The following is a 17,896-nucleotide window of genomic DNA, read 5'->3' on the forward strand; positions in this document are numbered from 1 at the left end:
CGCGGACGATGGATTAACGACGACTAAGTCCAATCTTCGTCGTCGTCCTCATCATCGTCTTCCCAGTCGTCGTCGTCGTCGTCGTCTTCCCACTCATCATCTTCATCGTCGTCGTCGACTTCTTCCCAGTCGGCGTTTTCTTCTTCGACTTCGTCGTCATCTTCGTCTTCATCGAGGTCGTCCTCGTCAAGATCCTCGTCGTCGTCGTCGTCATCGTCGTCGAGATCATCATCGTCGTCGTCCCAATCGTCGTCGACGTCGTCGTCATCCTCGTCATCGTCGTCGCCATACAGCTCGTCTTCTTCGTCCTCGATGATGGACTGCGCGTCGTCGACGATACCCGTGTTGGGGTCAAACGAATTTTCAGCGGTACCTAGGGCGACCAGAACTTCTGAATCGGCTTCGGAGAGAACCGATGCTACGGCGGTGCTCACGACAGACTCCTTCGTGGATGAAAAATTATCGTTAGGGGACGGATCTAGAGATGTTGAATCTGGGGTTTCTTCAGCTTCGTTTTCAGCAGCGGGATCGGGCTGGGCTTCTTGTAGAATTTGCCACTGGATCGGAGGCAGACTGTCGGTGTTTGCTAATCCGAAAAGTTGTAAGAAACGTTTGGTGGTTCCGTAAAGATACGGTCGGCCTAATTCTTCGCTACGGCCTGCTATGCGGACTAAGTCCTTTTCCATCAACTGTCGCAACAAATCACCGCAAGCCACACCGCGAATCGATTCGATGTCCGCTCGGGAAACGGGTTGACGGTAGGCGACTACCGCAAGCGTTTCCATCATCGGCGTCGACAACCGCGTGGCTAAAGGTAAATGTCCAAGTCGAGCTAACCAAGGGGAAAGTGCCGCTCGGGTCATCAGACGATAACCACCCGCGATCAGTTCCACTCGAAACGCTCGACCATAGGTTTCGTACGTACTATTGAGGTCGCGGACAAGTGTACGGGCCTCGGTTGCATCCGCCAAGTGAGCCAATTGAGCAAGTTTTCGAAGCGTTACAGGGGTTTTTGAGAGAAACAGAACCGCTTCGGCACGTTTTCGTTTCTTCTCGACACTATCATCCACCGGGCTGGGACTCAGCGGCACGTCGTCGGCGACCGATTCGTCCTGAAGAGCCAGATCGGAATCCCGCCCCCCGAACACGCTGTAGGGTCGCGATAACCGAGTATTGGTCACCGGCATCAGCGCCAAGTGACCTCGATCACGCGAACTTCGCAGGGTTAAGATGGATGGGTTACGTTTCATCACTCTACGCGTCAGGATGGCTTAAGATATCAATCACGATTTGCGAAGAATTGCGACGAAATCCGCTCGCTACGAAACGCATATACTGTTTGACAATCGTTCGTATCCTTTCGATTCTTCACTTTTTCCGCAACATCTTTCATCCAGGCTCCCTTGTCTACCACGGTATTAACATCATCGTCCGGTTCCGCTCGCGGCTCCGAACCGCGAACGCTCCGAAAACAGCGGGGTTCTCTGAAGCGATGGGTCATCGTGATCGGGACGATTTTCGTATCCTTGTTCGTCTTGCTATTCGTTCGGACTCAGGGATTTGTCAGCGGCCGCGAAATTTCGCCAGACACCTTTGTCATGCGAGACTTTCAGTTCTATGAAATCCCGCTCGTTCATCTGCAGATCACGCCGATCCGCCGCACTGCCTCGACACCCAAAACCGCAATCTACCTGCGTCAGAAAAAACTGGTCGTCGATCCGTCGACCCCTACTGGCCGTTGGGACCTCGTCCGCATCGCACGTGGCTTTACCGGGGCCACCCCCATGGATGGTCAACTTTTGGTCGATCAGCTGTCGCTCGAGCACCAAGGTAACGAATATTGGCGGCAATGGAGCATCGATCACCCCGGCCACGCCAAAGTATTTTGGCCAGTGATCCAGCGGCTCGCCAATCGTGAACTCTATTTACTGATGCCCCCCTTGTTTGAATTGGCCCAGCGACAGCAAACCGCGGCCGAGCTGGGCGCGAAAATCGATCAAATGCTTGTGACTCATTACCGAGACTTGATCCTCGACATGCGATCGGCCAAACGCGACGAATTGGCGACCGGATTACTGGAGGAGGCATTGAAGGATTTTCCTGACGCAGAGGAATTGAAGGTATTGTCGCGGCCCAACGCCGCGGGTGCGCCCGAAGCCAGCCAGCCAGCTAAACCAAGCCCTAGCGAATTAGGTGCCAAGTGATCTATCTCGATAACAATGCCACCACCGAGATTGATCCTCGCGTCGTCGACGTGATGTTGGACGTACTCCGTAGCGGCCCCTGCAACGCATCGAGCCAACATGCGGTCGGTCGTGCGGCGAGGCTGCGGATCGACGAGGCGATTGATGTGATCGGTTCCGCGATCGATTCGCCCTTGGATCAACCTGGCGGCCCCAGGCTGATTTTTACCAGCGGTGGCACCGAATCGAACAATCTCGCCCTCACCGGACTTGCCGAACCCGACGCCCCCATCGTACTGAGCCGGATCGAGCACCCCAGCGTGATTGCGGTCGCCGAACATTTGGCCGCCCAGGGACGCGAAATCCGCTGGTTGGATGTCGATAGTACCGGGGTTGCCGAAATCGACTCGCTCGCCGATTTGATTCAAACCGGCGATCGACCCGCCGGGTTGGTGTCGTTGATGTCCGCCAACAATGAAACCGGGGTGATCCAGCCGATCGAGCAAGCGGCCCAGATATGCCGCGATCTTGGTGTGACATTCCATGTCGATGCGACCCAGTCGATCGGAAAGCTGCCGATCTCGTTTCGCACACTCGGTGCGTCGGCGGTCACCATGTCGGCTCACAAATTTCATGGTCCCACTGGGATCGGCGGTCTGTGGCTCGACGGTGGCGTCAAGCTGCGACCGCTGCTGCACGGCGGTGAACAACAACTCGAAAGCCGTCCGGGGACCGAGCCGGTGCCGCTGATTTGTGGGATGGCAACCGCACTGCAATTGGCGACGAGCGAATTGCCGGAAATACAGCCTCTACTCGGTTCGCTGCGAGATCGCCTGGAACAGGGGTTGCGATCGGCTCATCCCCATTTGGTCGTGCATGGGGGTTGGTCGGAGGAAGACGAAGCTGCTCGGGCTCCGCGGCTTCCCAACACGACTTGTCTGTCGTTTTTAGGAGCGGATCGGCAATCGATGTTGATGGCATTGGACTTTGCCGGCGTCGCTTGCAGCAGCGGATCGGCGTGCAGCAGCGGCAGCAGCCCCCCCAGCCACGTGTTGTTAGCGATGGGATTACCCGCAGAACAGGTGCAATCGGCACTGCGGTTTGGGGTGTCAAAGTTTTCCACGGAGAAAAAAATCGATTCGGCAATCGAACGTATCTCTAATTGCTACAAGCGTTTAACGCAAAAACGGGCTGTGGAAAACTAAGTATTTTCCCCCTCGTTATCCCGCTTTGATTCGGTATAATCCCGCTGGTTTGAAGGATGTTCTGCGTCGCCGCACGCAGAACTTGTAGGTGTCCCGTTTATGAACCTTCCTACGATGCGGCGACGTGGGATCACGACATTGCTGTTTTGTCATCTGTAACGCTGACAGCCGAGCCTAACCTCAAGCGTCCTCCGGTGGAGAGCGAAGTATTCGCATTTCCGCTGGAACGTCCGCCGCTAAAGGTACGTCGTCGTGAGTCCACCGTCAGCCCGATCCTGCTGCCCTATTTCATTGCGGGCCCCGAGAATCGTTTAGCCGCCTTTGTCGCTCGGCAAGAAACATCGGTGTTCGAGCTGGGCAACCCGGTCTTGCTGGTCGGTCCAAGCGGGTCAGGCAAAACCTCGCTGGCGCTTCATATGTCGGTGCGTCACGCAAACAAACTGGGGTACATCGACGCCAGCGGTGTGCAGCACATGCCGGCGATCGAATTTGCACGACGGTTTGCCGAAGCGGTCGCTGCGGATGACTTGCAACATTTGCGACAAGAAATCGATGACGTTCCGGTTTTGATCATCGATGACCTGCATTTGATCACCAGCAAGCCAGCCGCTCAGGAAGAATTGGCACAGCGGATCGAAGCACGTAGTGAATTGCAACAACCCACGGTGTTAACGTGTCGTCGGCTGCCCACTGAGGTGCGTGGATTGCGACCGGCACTCGTCAGTCGATCGTTGCCCGGTTTGACGATCGCGGTCAGTTGTCCGGTGGGTCGGACGCGAACGATGTTGTTGACCGAGTTGGCACTGCAGTTGGGACTCGAACTTGACGCTCCGCTGATTCAAATGTTGGACGACGGGCTCGAGCAATCGCTGCCCGTGCGTGCGCTGTCCGCCGCGATTCGCCAAGTTGATCTGTGGTGCCGGATGAACCAATCGCCGCCGTGTTGCGAAGCGATTGCGTCGGCAATCCAGTCTGCGGCACCCGACGAGGAAATCCCGCTCAACAAAATCACCAACACCGTTGCACGCTACTTTCGTTTGAAGGCGAAAGATTTGCGTAGCAGTTCGCGCAAACAACACATCGTTCGTGCGCGATCGCTGGCGATGTTGCTGGCACGCCGGGTGACTTCTAAAAGTGTGACTCACATCGGCGAACACTTTGGCGGTCGTGACCATTCGACCGTCTTGCACGCGATCCGCAAAACTGAATCGCTTCTGCACGACGACGCGGAATTACGACTGGCTTCCGAAGAGCTTGCCGACAAACTCGGCTGCTAATTCAAGATTGAATGCGGTTCGAGGTTTAGAACCAACCGAGCCGGCGGAACCATCGATACAACAAAACGCAGGACAAGATCATCAGAGACAAGATGAACGGATAACCCCATGTCCATTCGGTTTCAGGCATGTGTTTAAAATTCATCCCATACAATCCTGCGATCATGGTGGGAACCGCAAGGATCGCTGCCCAACCCGCCAACCGTTTCATGTCATCGTTCTGAGCGACGGAGATCAACGCGAGGTTGCTTTCCAGCGCGGTGTGCGAAAGTTGTTGCAGATTATCAATCAACTCGGCAATGCGGCTGACGTGGTCGTGAACATCTTGAAAGTAGGGCCGCGTGTCTGCAGGGATCAGATCGGATTCCATCCGTGTTAAGTGCGCCGACACATCACTGAGCGGAGTGACCGCTTGTTTTAGCGCCAGCAGATCGCGCCGGAGATGGTAGATCCGAGATGTCACACTGCGGACAAATTGTCCGCTGAAAATATGGTCTTCAAGTTCTTCGAGCTCGGCTTCGAGTGCATCGACGACGGGGAAATATTGGTCGACAATAAAGTCCATCAACGCGTGCAACACAAAACCTTCGCCCTTGGCCAATAAATTCGGCGTCGATTCGCAGCGAGCTCGTAACCCCACGTGGGATGTCAACGAACCATGTCGCACGGTGATGATGTAACGTGGGCCGAGAAACACATGCGTTTCACCAAATTCGATCCGGTGGTCGCCCCGTTCACATAAGCGTGCCGTTCGCATGACCACAAACATTGAATCGTCATAGACTTCGAGCTTTGGACGTTGATGGGCAGCATGGGCATCTTCGATCGCGAGGTCGTGCAGTCCAAATGCCTTTTGGATATGCGACAACACCTGTTCGTTCGGCTCGTACAGTCCGACCCAGATGAAGCGGTTCGAATGGGTCCAGGCATCGCCCAGGTCGGGGATCGGCACGTCGGCCACTCGCACCCCATTGTGATAGGCAGCCGAGTTGATCACGCACCGCTGCGGTGGGGATGATTCGGGGCGAGTGCTCTCGGGGCTCAAAACGACGTTCCTGTGCGATCCGCTTACAATGGGAGTCTAATCAACTACCATGATGACAATGAAATCCTGCGAAAACCAAGGTCATCGCATGATTACACTTTGTTTTCTGCAATATAGTTCCCAATCGATCCTTGCAAATCGTTTGGGGCCCTTTTCTCTACCAACCCCGCTGATCTGATGAACCGACTAATCTGCCTCGTCGCGACCGTCCTGCTTTCTGTGCTGATCCTTTCGAGTGACTCGCCAGCGGCGTCGACCGATTCACCGAACGTGATCCTGATTTTTGCCGATGATCTTGGACCCGGCATGCTCGGCTGCTATGGCCAGCAGGTTGTTAAAACGCCGAACATCGATCGATTGGCGGCCGAAGGAATGAAGTTCAACAACTATTACGGCGGTGTCTATTGCGCCCCCGCGCGTTGGACGCTGCTATCGGGGATGCACGACGGTCGCATCGGCGGTTGGGCACAAACTCGCCCGGGGCTTCCGATCCTACGAGACGCTGGGAAAATCACCGAAGAAGAATATCAGAAGCGATTGGCAGCACTGAAATCCAATGCACATCCGATCGCAGAGGACGAGGTCTTCCTGGCACAAATCGCCCAGCAGGCCGGCTACAAAACTGCCCAGTTCGGTAAACTCGACCGTGGTTTTCTGACTTGGCACGAACAGGTGAAACGCTTTGGCTGGGATTTCTACGAAGGCTACTATGACCACCAGCGATGCCATGGTTTTTATCCGCCGTATCTGTGGCGAAATGGCGAACGATTTGAATTGCCTGGAAACACGCTAGCCGATTGTGGCAAAACAAGTGAACAGGGGGATGAGCCGGTCGGTTATGGCGGAGAAACCTATTCGCAAAATGTATTCATCAAAGGCATCTTGAAGTATCTGCGAGACCATCAAGAGGAACGTTTCTTCTTGTATCATCCCACCCAACTTCCGCACGGCCCGGTCGCGATCCCCGAATTGCATCCCGACTTTGCCGATCATCCGACGATGTCGCTTGCGGAAAAGAAGTACGCATCGATGGTCAAGATGCTCGACGATCATGTCGGGTTGATCATGACCGAACTGAAACGTTTGGGGCTCGATGAAAACACCGTCGTCGTATTTACCTCGGACAACGGCCACGAACTTTATTACGGTCCCAAGCCTGCCTACAAAAAACAACAGTTGCCTAACGGGGAGCCAGCCAATTTGACCGACAAAAAATGGCGAACGTCCGAACATGGCGACATTTTTGATGGTGCCGGGGGACGCGCCGGACTGAAACGCAGCGGATACCAAGGCGGCATGCAGTGCCCGATGATTGTGCGTTGGCCGGAAAAGATCGCAGCGGGAAGCGAGACCGATCTGCTCACCGCGCACTACGACTTCCTGGCGACTTTGGCCGATCTGGTGGCCGTTGAGAAACCGGCCGGGAAAGACGGCATTTCCTACCTGCCGACACTGTTAGGTCAGCCACAGGATCAGACGCATGATTATGTCATCGTCAACAACAACTTTACCCAAATGGGCAGTAGTGCCCTGATCGCCGGCGACGGCATGAAATTGGTGGAAGCTGACAGGAAGAAGGGGCTGTTTCAGCTTTACAACATTCTGCAGGACAACGAAGAACGCAATGATCTTGCCGCCCAATATCCAGAAAAGGTTGAGCAGTTAAAAGCGATCCTGAAACAACAAATTAACTCACAACGCCCCGACCTCGCCCGCTAACGAAACTGGCATCTCCCCGTAGCGGAAGTCGTCAAGACTTTCGTCCGTCCACGTCCCTTCGTAGCGGAAGTCGTAATGACTTTCGTCCGTTGCTGCACGCTATCCGGCGTCCCACGGCTCACACGATCGATCACTCACGCTAGATCCTGCTTGATATGAAACGATTCGCCCTTCCTCTGATCGTGGCTTGTTTTGCTCTGGTTGATTGTCATGCCGACGAGAACATGACCAGCCCCGATGGGAAGGTTGCGGCTTCTGTTTTCGTGACTCAAAGCGGTGACCTGCGATATCGCGTGCAATTCAAAAACCAACAGGTCGTCGAGCCGTCGGTGCTGGGCATCACGGTGGACGGAGTGGATCTCGGAAACGGAGTGATGCTTGGTGATCCCGACACGAGCGTGGTCGACGAGACGTACGTGACTCGCGGCAATCACACGCAGGCACGGAACCATTACACGGTTTCCAAATTCCCGGTACACCACAATGCGAGTGGTCGCAAATACTCGCTCGAGTTCCGGGTTTACGATGACGGTGTCGCCTACCGCTATGTCGTGCCAGCGGAAACGCGGCCCAGCAAAACGGCTCAGCATGTCGATGGGGAAACTTCCAGCTGGAAGATGATGGACGGGGCCAAGGTCTGGTACTTCGAGCGTCTGGCAAAGGGGTGGAAACTGAAATCGTACGCCGGCGAATGGATGTCTACTGACATCAACCATCTTGAAACCGCAACGCCGGCAAACGTCGGCCCGATCCAAGGCACGCCGTTGGTGTTTCAGTTACCGGGCGATCTCGGGTATGCCGCCGTCACCAAGGCGGCGCTCTACAACTATAGTGGCATGCGTTTAAAAGCGGTCGGCAATCGCACTGTGGTGGCGAACTTTACCGAAGGCGATGCGGGCTTTGATGTCCACGGCACGATTGTTTCTCCCTGGCGTGTCACCATGCTGGCTGATGATTTGAACGAGTTGGTGAACAGCGACTTGATCACAAATTTGAATCCGGCTCCCGATCCCGAGCTCTTCGCGGACACCGGTTACATCCAACCTGGACGCAGTGTTTGGAGTTGGGAGACATTGGGGCTGGATACGCCCGAGACGCAGCGAACATTCATCGATCTGGCCGCCGAAATGGGCTTTGAGTATTCGATGGTCGACGACGGATGGAAGGACTGGGACGCGCCCTGGGATACGGTTCGCTCGTTGTGCGATCATGGTCGAAACCAGGGCATCGGCGTATGGTTGTGGGTGCATTCGCACGACATTCATGATCCGTCGAATGACTATCAGCAGCTGCGAGACTACTTTGATCGGGTGACCGCCGTGGGGGCGGTCGGATTGAAGATCGACTTTATGGACAGCGAGGCAAAAGAGAAGATCGATTTCGAATTAGCAGTCCTGCGGAATGCGGCCCAGCGGAAGCTGTTAATCAATTTTCATGGCTGTCATGCGTCCACGGGCGAAGAACGCACCTATCCCAACGAACTGACGCGCGAAGGCATCCGGGGAATCGAGGTCAATAAGCACAAGGAAGGTCCCTTACCTGCGTCCCATAACGCCGCGTTGCCGTTTACCCGCTTCGTCGTGGGACATGGGGATTACACGCCGATTCTGTATACCAGTCCAGGGCCGACGACGTGGGCGCATCAGCTAGCCACGTTGGTCGCCTTTACGTCTCCGCTGCAAGTCTATGCGGAACATCCTGATGCGATGATGAAGGCTCCGGTTTTGAAGCAGGCTTTTCCCGTGATGCAGTCCATTCCCACGGTCTGGGATGAAACGATCGTGCTTCCCCACAGCCGGATTGGTGACGTTGCGGCGATAGCCCGTCGCAGCGGTGACGATTGGTTTGTCGGTGTTTTGAATGGTGCCGGAGCTCGCGACTATGAACTCGATTTTGGGTTTCTGCCCGCCGGTACGTACGAAGCCGTGATCGTCAGCGACGACTTAGACGCAGAGCCGGTTGAACTCTCCCGCGTCGGTGTCAACATCAAGGCCAAACGAAAACAATGGACCACCGCAGTGCCATTTCAAGTCGATCGCAGTTCGGTCGATCGTTCTCAGAAAGTCAAAGTCCCGCTTGCCAAAGGCGGCGGCCTCGTCGTGCAGCTGATCAAGCAATCGAATTAACTGTCCCTATAAGAATCGCCTACATGCTTTGTTCGTCGTCGTCGTGAATCACGAGTGCGTCTCATCAGACGTTTAACCGATTCAATCGAACGAATGTCGGACGATTAATGTTCCAGGCGGTAATAAGTCAATCGTCTGCCACTCATATTTGTTTCGTCGTCCAATCTTCGATCTTCAGGTTCGGGACGCGTTCAAAATCGACACCGTTACGCGACACGAGTGTCATTTGATTCACGATGGCGATCGCGGCAATACGCAAGTCCATTGTGTTGATCCGGACGCGTTCGCCTCGCAATCGATCAAATTCGCGGGCAGCTGCTTCGGTGTAATGGAGAATTGAGCTTTTGTAGTAGCCAGAGAATAAAACTGCGAGGCGTCGATAGGGTTCGACTCTATCCAGTTCACTTTTGCGCTGCGCGATCGCGTTGTGCCAGCCCAAGAATTGCTCATGCATGCTGACCACGCTCACGAAGACATGGCTTGGGTTATTCTGCTTGATCCGCTCGACGACGCGATCGTATTCATCACCCGTGTGGCGCTCGATAATCGACAGATGATCTGTGTCTAAAATAAACATTACGGCTCATTCGGTCCGTCTTGTTGTGACTTGCGCCACTGACGTCCCAATCGCTCAGCTTCATCTGTCAAAGAGTCATCTTCTAGGATCCCGTCGAAAGCAGCCAGCCAGCCAAGATCGTCCTTGCTTGAAGACAGCTGCGACTTCAAACGGCTTACTTCTAGTTCAAGCTGGGCAACTCGTTCTTCCAGCGGAATCGGATCTTGTTTGATCACAGTTCGTCTCCACGTATGCGTGTCCAGTAATGGTCGACTTCTTTAATTTGGCTAACGTCAAACGATCATAACGGCTGCATCGTACGCTCGACCTCCGATTTAATCATTTTAACACGGCTGAAAAAAGAAAACATCGACCGATTCGCTAGTAAGCAAACGTTCGGAAATAAATTCGTCATTTTAAAATGTTTCCCGAATGACACGAACCCTCCGGTGGCCTTTAGGCCGTTCCGCTAGAGCTTTGCTGGAATGGGCGTAGCTCGACTGTCAGCTTGGGAGGTAGCGGACGAGGCTACGAGTCCTAGCGTCTTAGTGGCACGACGGGACTCGTAGCCTCGTCCACTACATAGAAAACACTTCACCCGCGTGATTTGTCACAAAACTCGAATGACGAAGTTATTTCCGAACAGTGCCTAAAATGTCAGTTGACCAAATCTCGCATGTGTTCGCACTGCATGAATGCTATTGTCGTTTTTTGTGGTTCTTGCCATCGCCATCTGACGCAGCGTCGATATGTTGCTGGCATTCCTGTGCTAACGTTTGGTTTGGATTCGTTCGCTGACGCCCCAATGATCGAACGCTTTTTGGACTACCGTTTGGGGAATGTGCTCCTGTTCTAGCCTCTGGTTCGACTGGCAAAGTCGCTGGTACAAGTCGGCCTCGGCCACCGTCAAATGATGAAGCTCTCTCGCCGAAACGCCATTGCCCGCAGTGACGATCTCCGAAAGCGATTCGAATACTTCCGCCGTCATCAACAAGCTTTGTACTTTCGGCAATCGTTGCCGCAACCGATCCAGGATCGCAAAACCATCGGCGTCAAGATCACCCCAGTAGTGGACGTCGGATTTCTGCAGCCAATTCACATCGCACAATTGCGTGACTGCGTTGCCCAACCCTCCAAGGGCAATCGTTCCTGTCAGCTTTGGCAACGTAAGTAAGTTGACTTTATTTTCGACGATGATCACGCGGGCATGATTCACTTGCAATGTTGCAAGTGATTCCGACGGCAGCGAGACCTCTTCAAACGGCAACCCCAAGTCGGTTTGCAGTTGCTGGTCGAGCACTCGCACTAAGAAATGAGGTCGAGCATAGCGCAATCCGTAACGTGGTTCAAACTCGTCGTAACCGTACCGCGGATCGATCGCCGATGGCGGCAACACGATGTCTAGCCACGCCGCCAACCGTCGTCGGTTACTTTCAATCAGCTTGGTCGATACCGCCAGCGGCAATTCGCGAGCAAAACAATCCGGGCGAGGGTTGTTTTGGAAGTAATCAATCACATCGAGTAATCCATCGAGCGAGTTGGAAAGATCCAATAGTGTTTTCCAATTCGAGCGGCGGGCTAGCCAACGCTCAAGCGTGGGTTGCCGATCACGTAATTTATTCACAGCAACTTGCAGTCGTTGCCAATCCCCCATGCGATCGGTTAAACGAGCTAGGTCTTCCATCGACTCAATTTCGATTGCGGTTGGGAAATCGTTTAATCCATGGGTGCGACTACGACGTGATTGCCAAACAACGCGATATCCAAATCCACGGGTCTGTTTTGCTGATTGCCGCAGCATTTCGACTTGCCGAATCGCGTCGGCATGATTTGCCGGCACCTTCAGGTCGGCAGGCATGCGGTAAGGAAAAAACGATTCGAGTTCTCCTGCGATCCACGCATCCACTGCTTTAGCGAACAAACGCCTCGCTTTTTGGGTAATTGTTTCCGGAGCGATCATGGACGATTAACCTTCTTCGTCCTGAATTTTTCGATACTGTTGTGCCGTTAAGCTGATCAATTCGCTGCGATTGGTGTCGGGGTCTTTGATAATATGCCCGTACATGCCGACGTAACTTTCGGTGATCCGAGCTTTTGCGTCTAGAGGCGCCACGATGACCTGTTGCAAACGAAAACGTGCGAACAGATCCATGGCGTATTTCGCCCTCGCGTCATCGCTTCGCGAGAACATTTCATCGACCATGACAAAATGGAACCGATCGCTGTTGGGTTCATCGGGCTGCAGGTCGTATTGATAGGCGATCGCCGCCACCAGGACCAGGAATGCCAGCTTTCCTTTTTCGCCGCCCGATTGGCCGGCGCCACCGTCGTAGTAGCTTCCCGCAGCAGCGGACACTCGATCGTATTCGCGAGCGGCAAAATTGAACCAATTGCGGACATCAATGACCTTTTCTCGCCAGCGAAGATTAGCATCGTCACGCAATCGATCGACCAGCTTCTCGATTCGCTTGAACGTGGCCTCGTTGGCCTCGGCCGTACCGTCAAACGTCCCTTCCAAACAACCCGCCAACTCTCGGCGAAAATCACGAATCTCAGCGTCCGTGGTGTCGGTAGGCTCCAATCGCATGAACGTTCCTGGTTTCCAATCCAATTGCCGGAGGGCTTCGTTGAGAAGCTCGATCTTGCTGCGAATCTCTTCGCGTTCGTCTTCCAAACTGCCGTGCAAAAGGCCAATCTCTTGCAACACCTTCTCCTTTAACCTTTGTTTGAATCTCCGTTCGTGTCGTGGCAAGTCGTCTTTGCTGATTCGCACATGGAGCTGCTCGAAACTCGACAGCGCCGATGGCGTTGGATCGAGCTCGGATTCAAAAACAGGAAACTTCGTCAAGAATCGACTCATTGCCTTGGTCATCTGGTCGCGAATCGGTTCGATCGATTGTTCGAGCTCGGCAACCTGAGTTGACATTTCGTAGGCGGCTTCGGTGGGCAAACGACCCATGTTTTCAATGGTCAATACACGATCCCCAAGTCCATCTTTGATCGCAGCAAATTGAGCTTTAGCGGCTTCCCAACGACCATCGCGTTTTGCAGTCGCGATTTTCTCGTCAACCGACTTCAATAGATGTTCGCCATCGTTGAATTGTTTCTTCGTTTGTGAACGTTCATCGAACAACCGATCCCGTTCGGCGTCCAAGCCTTCGACCTCGGCGTTGATTTCCGCCAACTTGGTTTTCAGTTGGATGACACGATCATTGGAAGCTTCCAGTTTTTGTTTTTCGAGTCGAAGCTGCGACGCTTCAAAGTCGTGTCGATGATCGTCGATATCATCAAAGTGAGTGACGGCAGCAACTTCGTCTAGAACAGACAGCGTCGTTGCCGCATGGTCCGAAGAATGCTGCAGCGATGTGATGGCAGTCTCGTATTGCCGGATCGCTTCGGCATGCTCGTGGATCGAAGCTTCGATTGCCTCGCGTTTTGCTTTGTTGTCCCAACCAAGCGCAAAATGCCGGCGGTCATGCACATCGCTGCGATCGTCCTTGGCATGTTGTCGTGTGTTTTGCTTGACGTGCCGATGAATCGTCATCGCTCGCCGTCCTGGCATTTGAAAGGCTTCGAGCGTTTCGCACGCCAAGTGGTCAAAGCGACTCTGAATCTGGCCACGAACATAAGTGGCTAGCGGGTGATCATCGCGATAGACCAGCATTTCCGGTAAACACAAATCAGTAATTCCCGAACGCGGTGTGTCGTGCTGCGGACCCACGCGGTTGTACGTCAACCGTCGACCACGACCGCGAGAGTCGGTCAAACGTTCGCTATCGACGTAGCCGGAAACACGTGCATAGAGATCGTCTGGTACCAACAATGTGCGTGCGAACGCGTGTAGTACCTGTTCGATCGACCCTTCCCAACGGGAATGTTTTGGATCGACGGCCATCAATTCTGCGACAAACGGCAAATCCGATGGCGATAGCCTAAGTGCGTCACATAACACGTCACGCACTTCGATGAACGCGTCGTCAAGATTTCCCTTTCGACGACGCAGCGACTCCAATTCGGTTCGTTCGTCGGCAATTTCCCGCTGCTTCACACCCAGCTCATAGTTTTTGGTTTGTAAGTGAGTGAGTGCCGTTTTGCGAGTTTCCGTAAGATGTTGGCGACGATGGGAAAGTTCAACGAGCGCCTTTTCGAGTTGTTCGGCGCTGGCCAAGACAACACGGATGTCGGCTTGTTTAAGTTTGGCTTCGATGGCCAGCCGTTTTTCTCGCTTGGAATTGGCGAGTTGTTCCTGGTTGGCAATCAAATCGGGCAACCGTTGCAGTCGTGCTCCCCCGCTGTGTGCGATCTCATGCTGCAAACCGGCTGCGTCGCCACGTTTGTTTTTCAACGATTCATCGAGCACCTCGATCTGCTCGTCCAAATGTCGGATTCGAACGTCCCACTGCTGGCACACCGGACGCAGCAATTGCTCCGTTGCCTCGTCGAAGAATAATCCCATCGCCGCATATTGCTCGTGTGCTTGGATCAGCCGCTCGTTTGCCTTTCGGTACTGCTGGCCCAACTTCATAAGCGGTTGCAACAAGTCGTACTGTTGTCGCACCTGAACCAGTGCACGATGCGTTTCGCTTAGTTCGGCAAAATGATTCAACAAGCTGGAAACCTTGTCATTCCAAGGCTTCTTTTCAAGCATGTGGTCGCGAATGAATTGATCCAAACGCTGGACATCTTTGACCGCCACGGTTTGGTTGAAGATATCCATCGCCTTGGGACGGAATTTAGCCTGACGCTGCATCCATGACAGGTATTGCTTGTAGTTTTCGGTGACTTGAAAACCACGGTCGGACATCATTGATTTGATTTCGCTTCCCGAACTCAAACCGCCAAGATCCCCAGCGATCGTGCGTGGTTGTTTGTCAAACCCGTAGACGATCTTTTTCTCGCCTGCCGACGTCAAATACATGACTTGGCAAACAGTGAATTGTTTTGCCGGCGATCCACTGCCATCCGATCCGCTGCCATCCGATCCGCTGGCGAACGTCGCCAACAGGGCGGTGTAGTAGTGGTTGCCATCGCGAAGGTACTGGATTTGTGGTTTTTCGTCGCGACCTGCGGTTCGGTCATATGCGCCGCGAATGTAGGTGCGTTCATCGCGTTCTTTTTTGGTCGCTCCCGCAGCGACGTTGTAGTTACGGACGCCGGGTCGCACCAACAACGTCAACATCGCATCGACGAGGGTTGATTTCCCAGCACCGTTCTCGCCCACCAACAACGACGTCGCACCATGAGGTGCAAATGAATGCACTTTTCCGTCGAATGTGCCCCAATTGAAGACTTCAAAGGTCGATAGCCGAAAACCAGGCTGGGGATCCGAGCCGGACACCTCGTCATTATCCTGGGGTAGGAAAAGTGGGGTTTCTCGCGTTATCGGTTCAGTCATCGCATTGCTCCGCGGTGCCGTTGGTTGCCACGTGCACCGTCGCCTCGTCGCTGGTTCCAGCTCGACGTTTCAGCTCCGCTTCCAAATCGGCACGAAGACGCTCAAGTTCGGCGAGCGGCAGGCGGGCTTTCAGGATTCGCCGCACTTCCCAGCTGGCGGGGCTTTTTTCGAATTGACGTACAAATTTTAACTCTTCCAACTTGCGCAGATTGCTGCCTAATGCACGGTTGGATCGTACCGCGTCTTGATCGCCGGGAATCAGCGTTTGCCACAGTTCTAACAACGAAGCTTGCGTGACGACGCAACGTCCGTCGCGGTGGATTTCCTCTTCGAAGCGACGGAGTTCATCCCGCAGCAGAACGCACAACAGCGATGCTTCGAACGTCATGCGAATGCTACGAAACAACTTTGGAAGCGGCGGATAATCGGGCGGCAACACCGCACTATCGATTTGTCGTAGGTAAGCAAAGCCGTCCTCTTCATTCACCACCAACATCAAACCAATACGGGCGAAGTAATCGCTCAGCGGTGTCAGGCCCGCCAAAACTCGCTCCCACGCGTCGCCGGCATCATCGTGATAGACGATTCCCTGCAGCAATCGCACGGCCGCAGGGGCCCAAGGAACGGGGGGCGGAAAATTGTCTGGCGAAACGATGTCGCCGCTTGATTCTTGGCTCATTTATCGTGGCCTGATCTTTCGCAAAGTCTCGTTTTTCTTTTCTTCGGTGCGGTGAAATGTCACCAAGGGCATTTTGACGCGAATGTGTTGCAGTTCGCCCGTGGCCTCGTCCGTCGTTTGCACGTCAATGATTTCTTCAGAATCTCGCTCAATCCGGTGACCATCGTCGTGAGCAATCTGTAACCAACCAACCAGTTCAATCACGCCGGCTTTCGGAGGACGCACACGGAGCAGTTGCGACAATCGGATCGATGACTGGTGTTGAGTTGCCGCTGCGATGGCATCACGCATGCGGTCCCACTCGAGTCGTTTCAGTGAAGCTAATTTTCGAGCTTGGCGCTCGATCGATGCGACGTCAACCACATGCGTTTCAGGGACGACGTCGAACACTTGCGGAGGCGTCCAAAACGGACGAGCCAAAGGTGATGTTACCTCGATCGTCGTTTCGATTTGCAAGCCAATGTTTGACGGTACCGGTTGCCCCGTTTGTTGGGTCTCCTGTTTCATCTTTGCAGCTAACGTGCGAATTTCGCCGAGGACTTCGGCCGTTCGTTTGCGGTGTCCTGAGGATTGCCGGTCGAGCAACCGACGAAGCGTTTGCGACAAACGACCCGTTTGACGTAGCACGTTGTCGGCTTCGGCCAACAGCGAAGGGACCATCCGTCGCATGTGCTCGATCGAGTCTCGCTCGGACGCGATCTCCTCCAAACGAGTGACCTCGCCGATTGTTTTTCGTAGCTGCGATTGCGCCTGAGGCGAAAGCAGAAAAGCGACAAACGCGTTGAAGCTGACTCCCTCGTCTTGTTCGTTAACAAGATCCTCGGCATCGAGTGCTTCGGCTAGAATCTGACCTCGCGTCCGTCCATCATCAATGGCATCACGCTGTACTTTTCGTGCAATTTCTTCGAAGCGGTCTTCGACGGCGCGAAAGTCACCTTGCAGCGTTTTGAGTAAATCCACCGCAGTATGGAACCGCTCTCGGATTTGCGCGGGATGATAGGTCTGGACGGCCACGCCACTCCGAATGGCGTCGATTTCGGCATCGATTCGCTCACGCTCGTCGCTCAATTCAGCCAGCCGGCGGTCGGGGTCCGCAGACGCTCCGCGGGCAATATCCGAAAGCGTGTCGATCACCAACCGCAGTCGACCTTCGGTTCCGACCAAACGATTATCGCGTGACAGCGCTGTGTCGATGAACCGGATCGCGTCCTCGGCGTGGCGAGTCAGTTGGTAATGCCGGTCCGAAGACTCTGGTGATAAGAAACGTCGCAACCATCCCGCATCGGACCATTCTCGCAAATAACGGTCCGCAGACCCGCTCAGAACCGTATGTTCCTCGTGGCTTAGTTGCTCTTGATAAATTTCCACGCGATGGGTGAGTTCATCTTGCGGTAACGAAATCGCGGTCCCAGAACCAGAGTCTTTGAAAGTTTGGTAAAGAAAGAATAGCACATACGCACCCTGATCCGCCTTTAACAAGCGAATGGTGGGCGAGGATTCCAAAAATGATCGTACCGCTTCTCTATCCATGACCAAGATTCTAGTCCAAACATTTGACACGTTTGGTGATATTGGGAACGAAAATTGGAAGGATCAAAGTAGCGAAATTCGCCACGACTTTCGGCGATTCTCTTCGCTCGACCAAAGTGCCGAGCTTTCCGAAATTGTTGACAAGTTCGCTACCAGGAACCAATGGTATCGTGTTTGCACC

At 54.1% G+C, this 17,896-nt stretch carries 13 protein-coding genes; 5 read left to right on the forward strand and 8 right to left on the reverse strand.

Features of this window, described 5'->3' with window-relative positions; all coding sequences use genetic code 11:
• Nucleotides 1–23: 23 nt before the first annotated feature.
• On the reverse strand, nt 24–1,250 hold the full coding sequence (gene scpB, locus ABD971_RS02070; protein WP_345318915.1) for an SMC-Scp complex subunit ScpB: 1,227 nt from the start codon (nt 1,248–1,250) through the stop codon (nt 24–26).
• 252 nt (nt 1,251–1,502) lie between these two features.
• On the opposite strand from scpB, the gene ABD971_RS02075 reads away from it, so the two are divergent.
• The 3 genes from ABD971_RS02075 to ABD971_RS02085 all read left to right on the forward strand — a co-directional run bounded on the left by ABD971_RS02075 (nt 1,503) and on the right by ABD971_RS02085 (nt 4,665).
• Nucleotides 1,503–2,204 (forward strand): hypothetical protein, encoded by a 702-nt coding sequence (locus tag ABD971_RS02075; protein ID WP_345318917.1) that lies wholly within the window; start codon nt 1,503–1,505, stop codon nt 2,202–2,204.
• Nucleotides 2,201–3,388, forward strand: a complete 1,188-nt coding sequence (locus ABD971_RS02080) for a cysteine desulfurase family protein (protein WP_345318919.1) — start codon at nt 2,201–2,203, stop codon at nt 3,386–3,388. The genes ABD971_RS02075 and ABD971_RS02080 overlap by 4 nt, the downstream gene beginning before the upstream one ends.
• A gap of 146 nt (nt 3,389–3,534) precedes the next feature.
• Nucleotides 3,535–4,665, forward strand: a complete 1,131-nt coding sequence (locus ABD971_RS02085; protein ID WP_345318921.1) for a DnaA/Hda family protein — start codon at nt 3,535–3,537, stop codon at nt 4,663–4,665.
• Nucleotides 4,666–4,690: 25 nt separating this feature from the next.
• On the opposite strand, the gene corA is transcribed toward ABD971_RS02085, so the two are convergent.
• Nucleotides 4,691–5,710, reverse strand: coding sequence for a magnesium/cobalt transporter CorA (gene corA / locus ABD971_RS02090; protein ID WP_339942356.1), 1,020 nt, complete (start codon nt 5,708–5,710; stop codon nt 4,691–4,693).
• 177 nt (nt 5,711–5,887) lie between these two features.
• Here corA and ABD971_RS02095 point away from each other — a divergent pair, with 177 nt between their 5' ends.
• On the forward strand, nt 5,888–7,429 hold the full coding sequence (locus ABD971_RS02095) for an arylsulfatase (protein WP_345318923.1): 1,542 nt from the start codon (nt 5,888–5,890) through the stop codon (nt 7,427–7,429).
• Nucleotides 7,430–7,584: 155 nt separating this feature from the next.
• Nucleotides 7,585–9,555: a glycoside hydrolase family 97 protein gene (locus ABD971_RS02100; RefSeq protein ID WP_345318925.1), complete on the forward strand. Its 1,971-nt coding sequence runs from the start codon at nt 7,585–7,587 to the stop codon at nt 9,553–9,555.
• A 142-nt stretch (nt 9,556–9,697) separates the two neighbouring features.
• Here the strand turns inward: ABD971_RS02100 and ABD971_RS02105 are convergent, their stop codons facing one another.
• From ABD971_RS02105 to ABD971_RS02130, 6 genes are all read right to left on the reverse strand, one after another.
• Nucleotides 9,698–10,132, reverse strand: coding sequence for a type II toxin-antitoxin system VapC family toxin (locus ABD971_RS02105; protein WP_345318927.1), 435 nt, complete (start codon nt 10,130–10,132; stop codon nt 9,698–9,700).
• Nucleotides 10,132–10,347 carry a hypothetical protein gene (locus ABD971_RS02110; protein WP_345318929.1) on the reverse strand — a complete coding sequence of 72 codons (216 nt, stop codon included), beginning with the start codon at nt 10,345–10,347 and terminating at the stop codon, nt 10,132–10,134. The genes ABD971_RS02105 and ABD971_RS02110 overlap by 1 nt, the downstream gene beginning before the upstream one ends.
• A 533-nt stretch (nt 10,348–10,880) precedes the next feature.
• Entirely contained in the window at nt 10,881–12,071 is a 1,191-nt protein-coding gene (locus ABD971_RS02115) for a Wadjet anti-phage system protein JetD domain-containing protein (protein WP_345318931.1), read from the reverse strand.
• A 6-nt stretch (nt 12,072–12,077) separates the two neighbouring features.
• Entirely contained in the window at nt 12,078–15,506 is a 3,429-nt protein-coding gene (locus ABD971_RS02120) for an ATP-binding protein (RefSeq protein ID WP_345318933.1), read from the reverse strand.
• Complete coding sequence (locus ABD971_RS02125; protein WP_345318934.1) at nt 15,499–16,185, reverse strand: DUF4194 domain-containing protein; 687 nt, start codon at nt 16,183–16,185, stop codon at nt 15,499–15,501. The genes ABD971_RS02120 and ABD971_RS02125 overlap by 8 nt, the downstream gene beginning before the upstream one ends.
• Nucleotides 16,186–17,715: a DUF3375 domain-containing protein gene (locus ABD971_RS02130; protein WP_345319052.1), complete on the reverse strand. Its 1,530-nt coding sequence runs from the start codon at nt 17,713–17,715 to the stop codon at nt 16,186–16,188.
• Between the last annotated feature and the right edge of the window lie 181 nt (nt 17,716–17,896).

Source organism: Novipirellula rosea, from assembly GCF_039541335.1.
Classification (GTDB): Bacteria; Planctomycetota; Planctomycetia; order Pirellulales; family Pirellulaceae; genus Novipirellula; species Novipirellula rosea.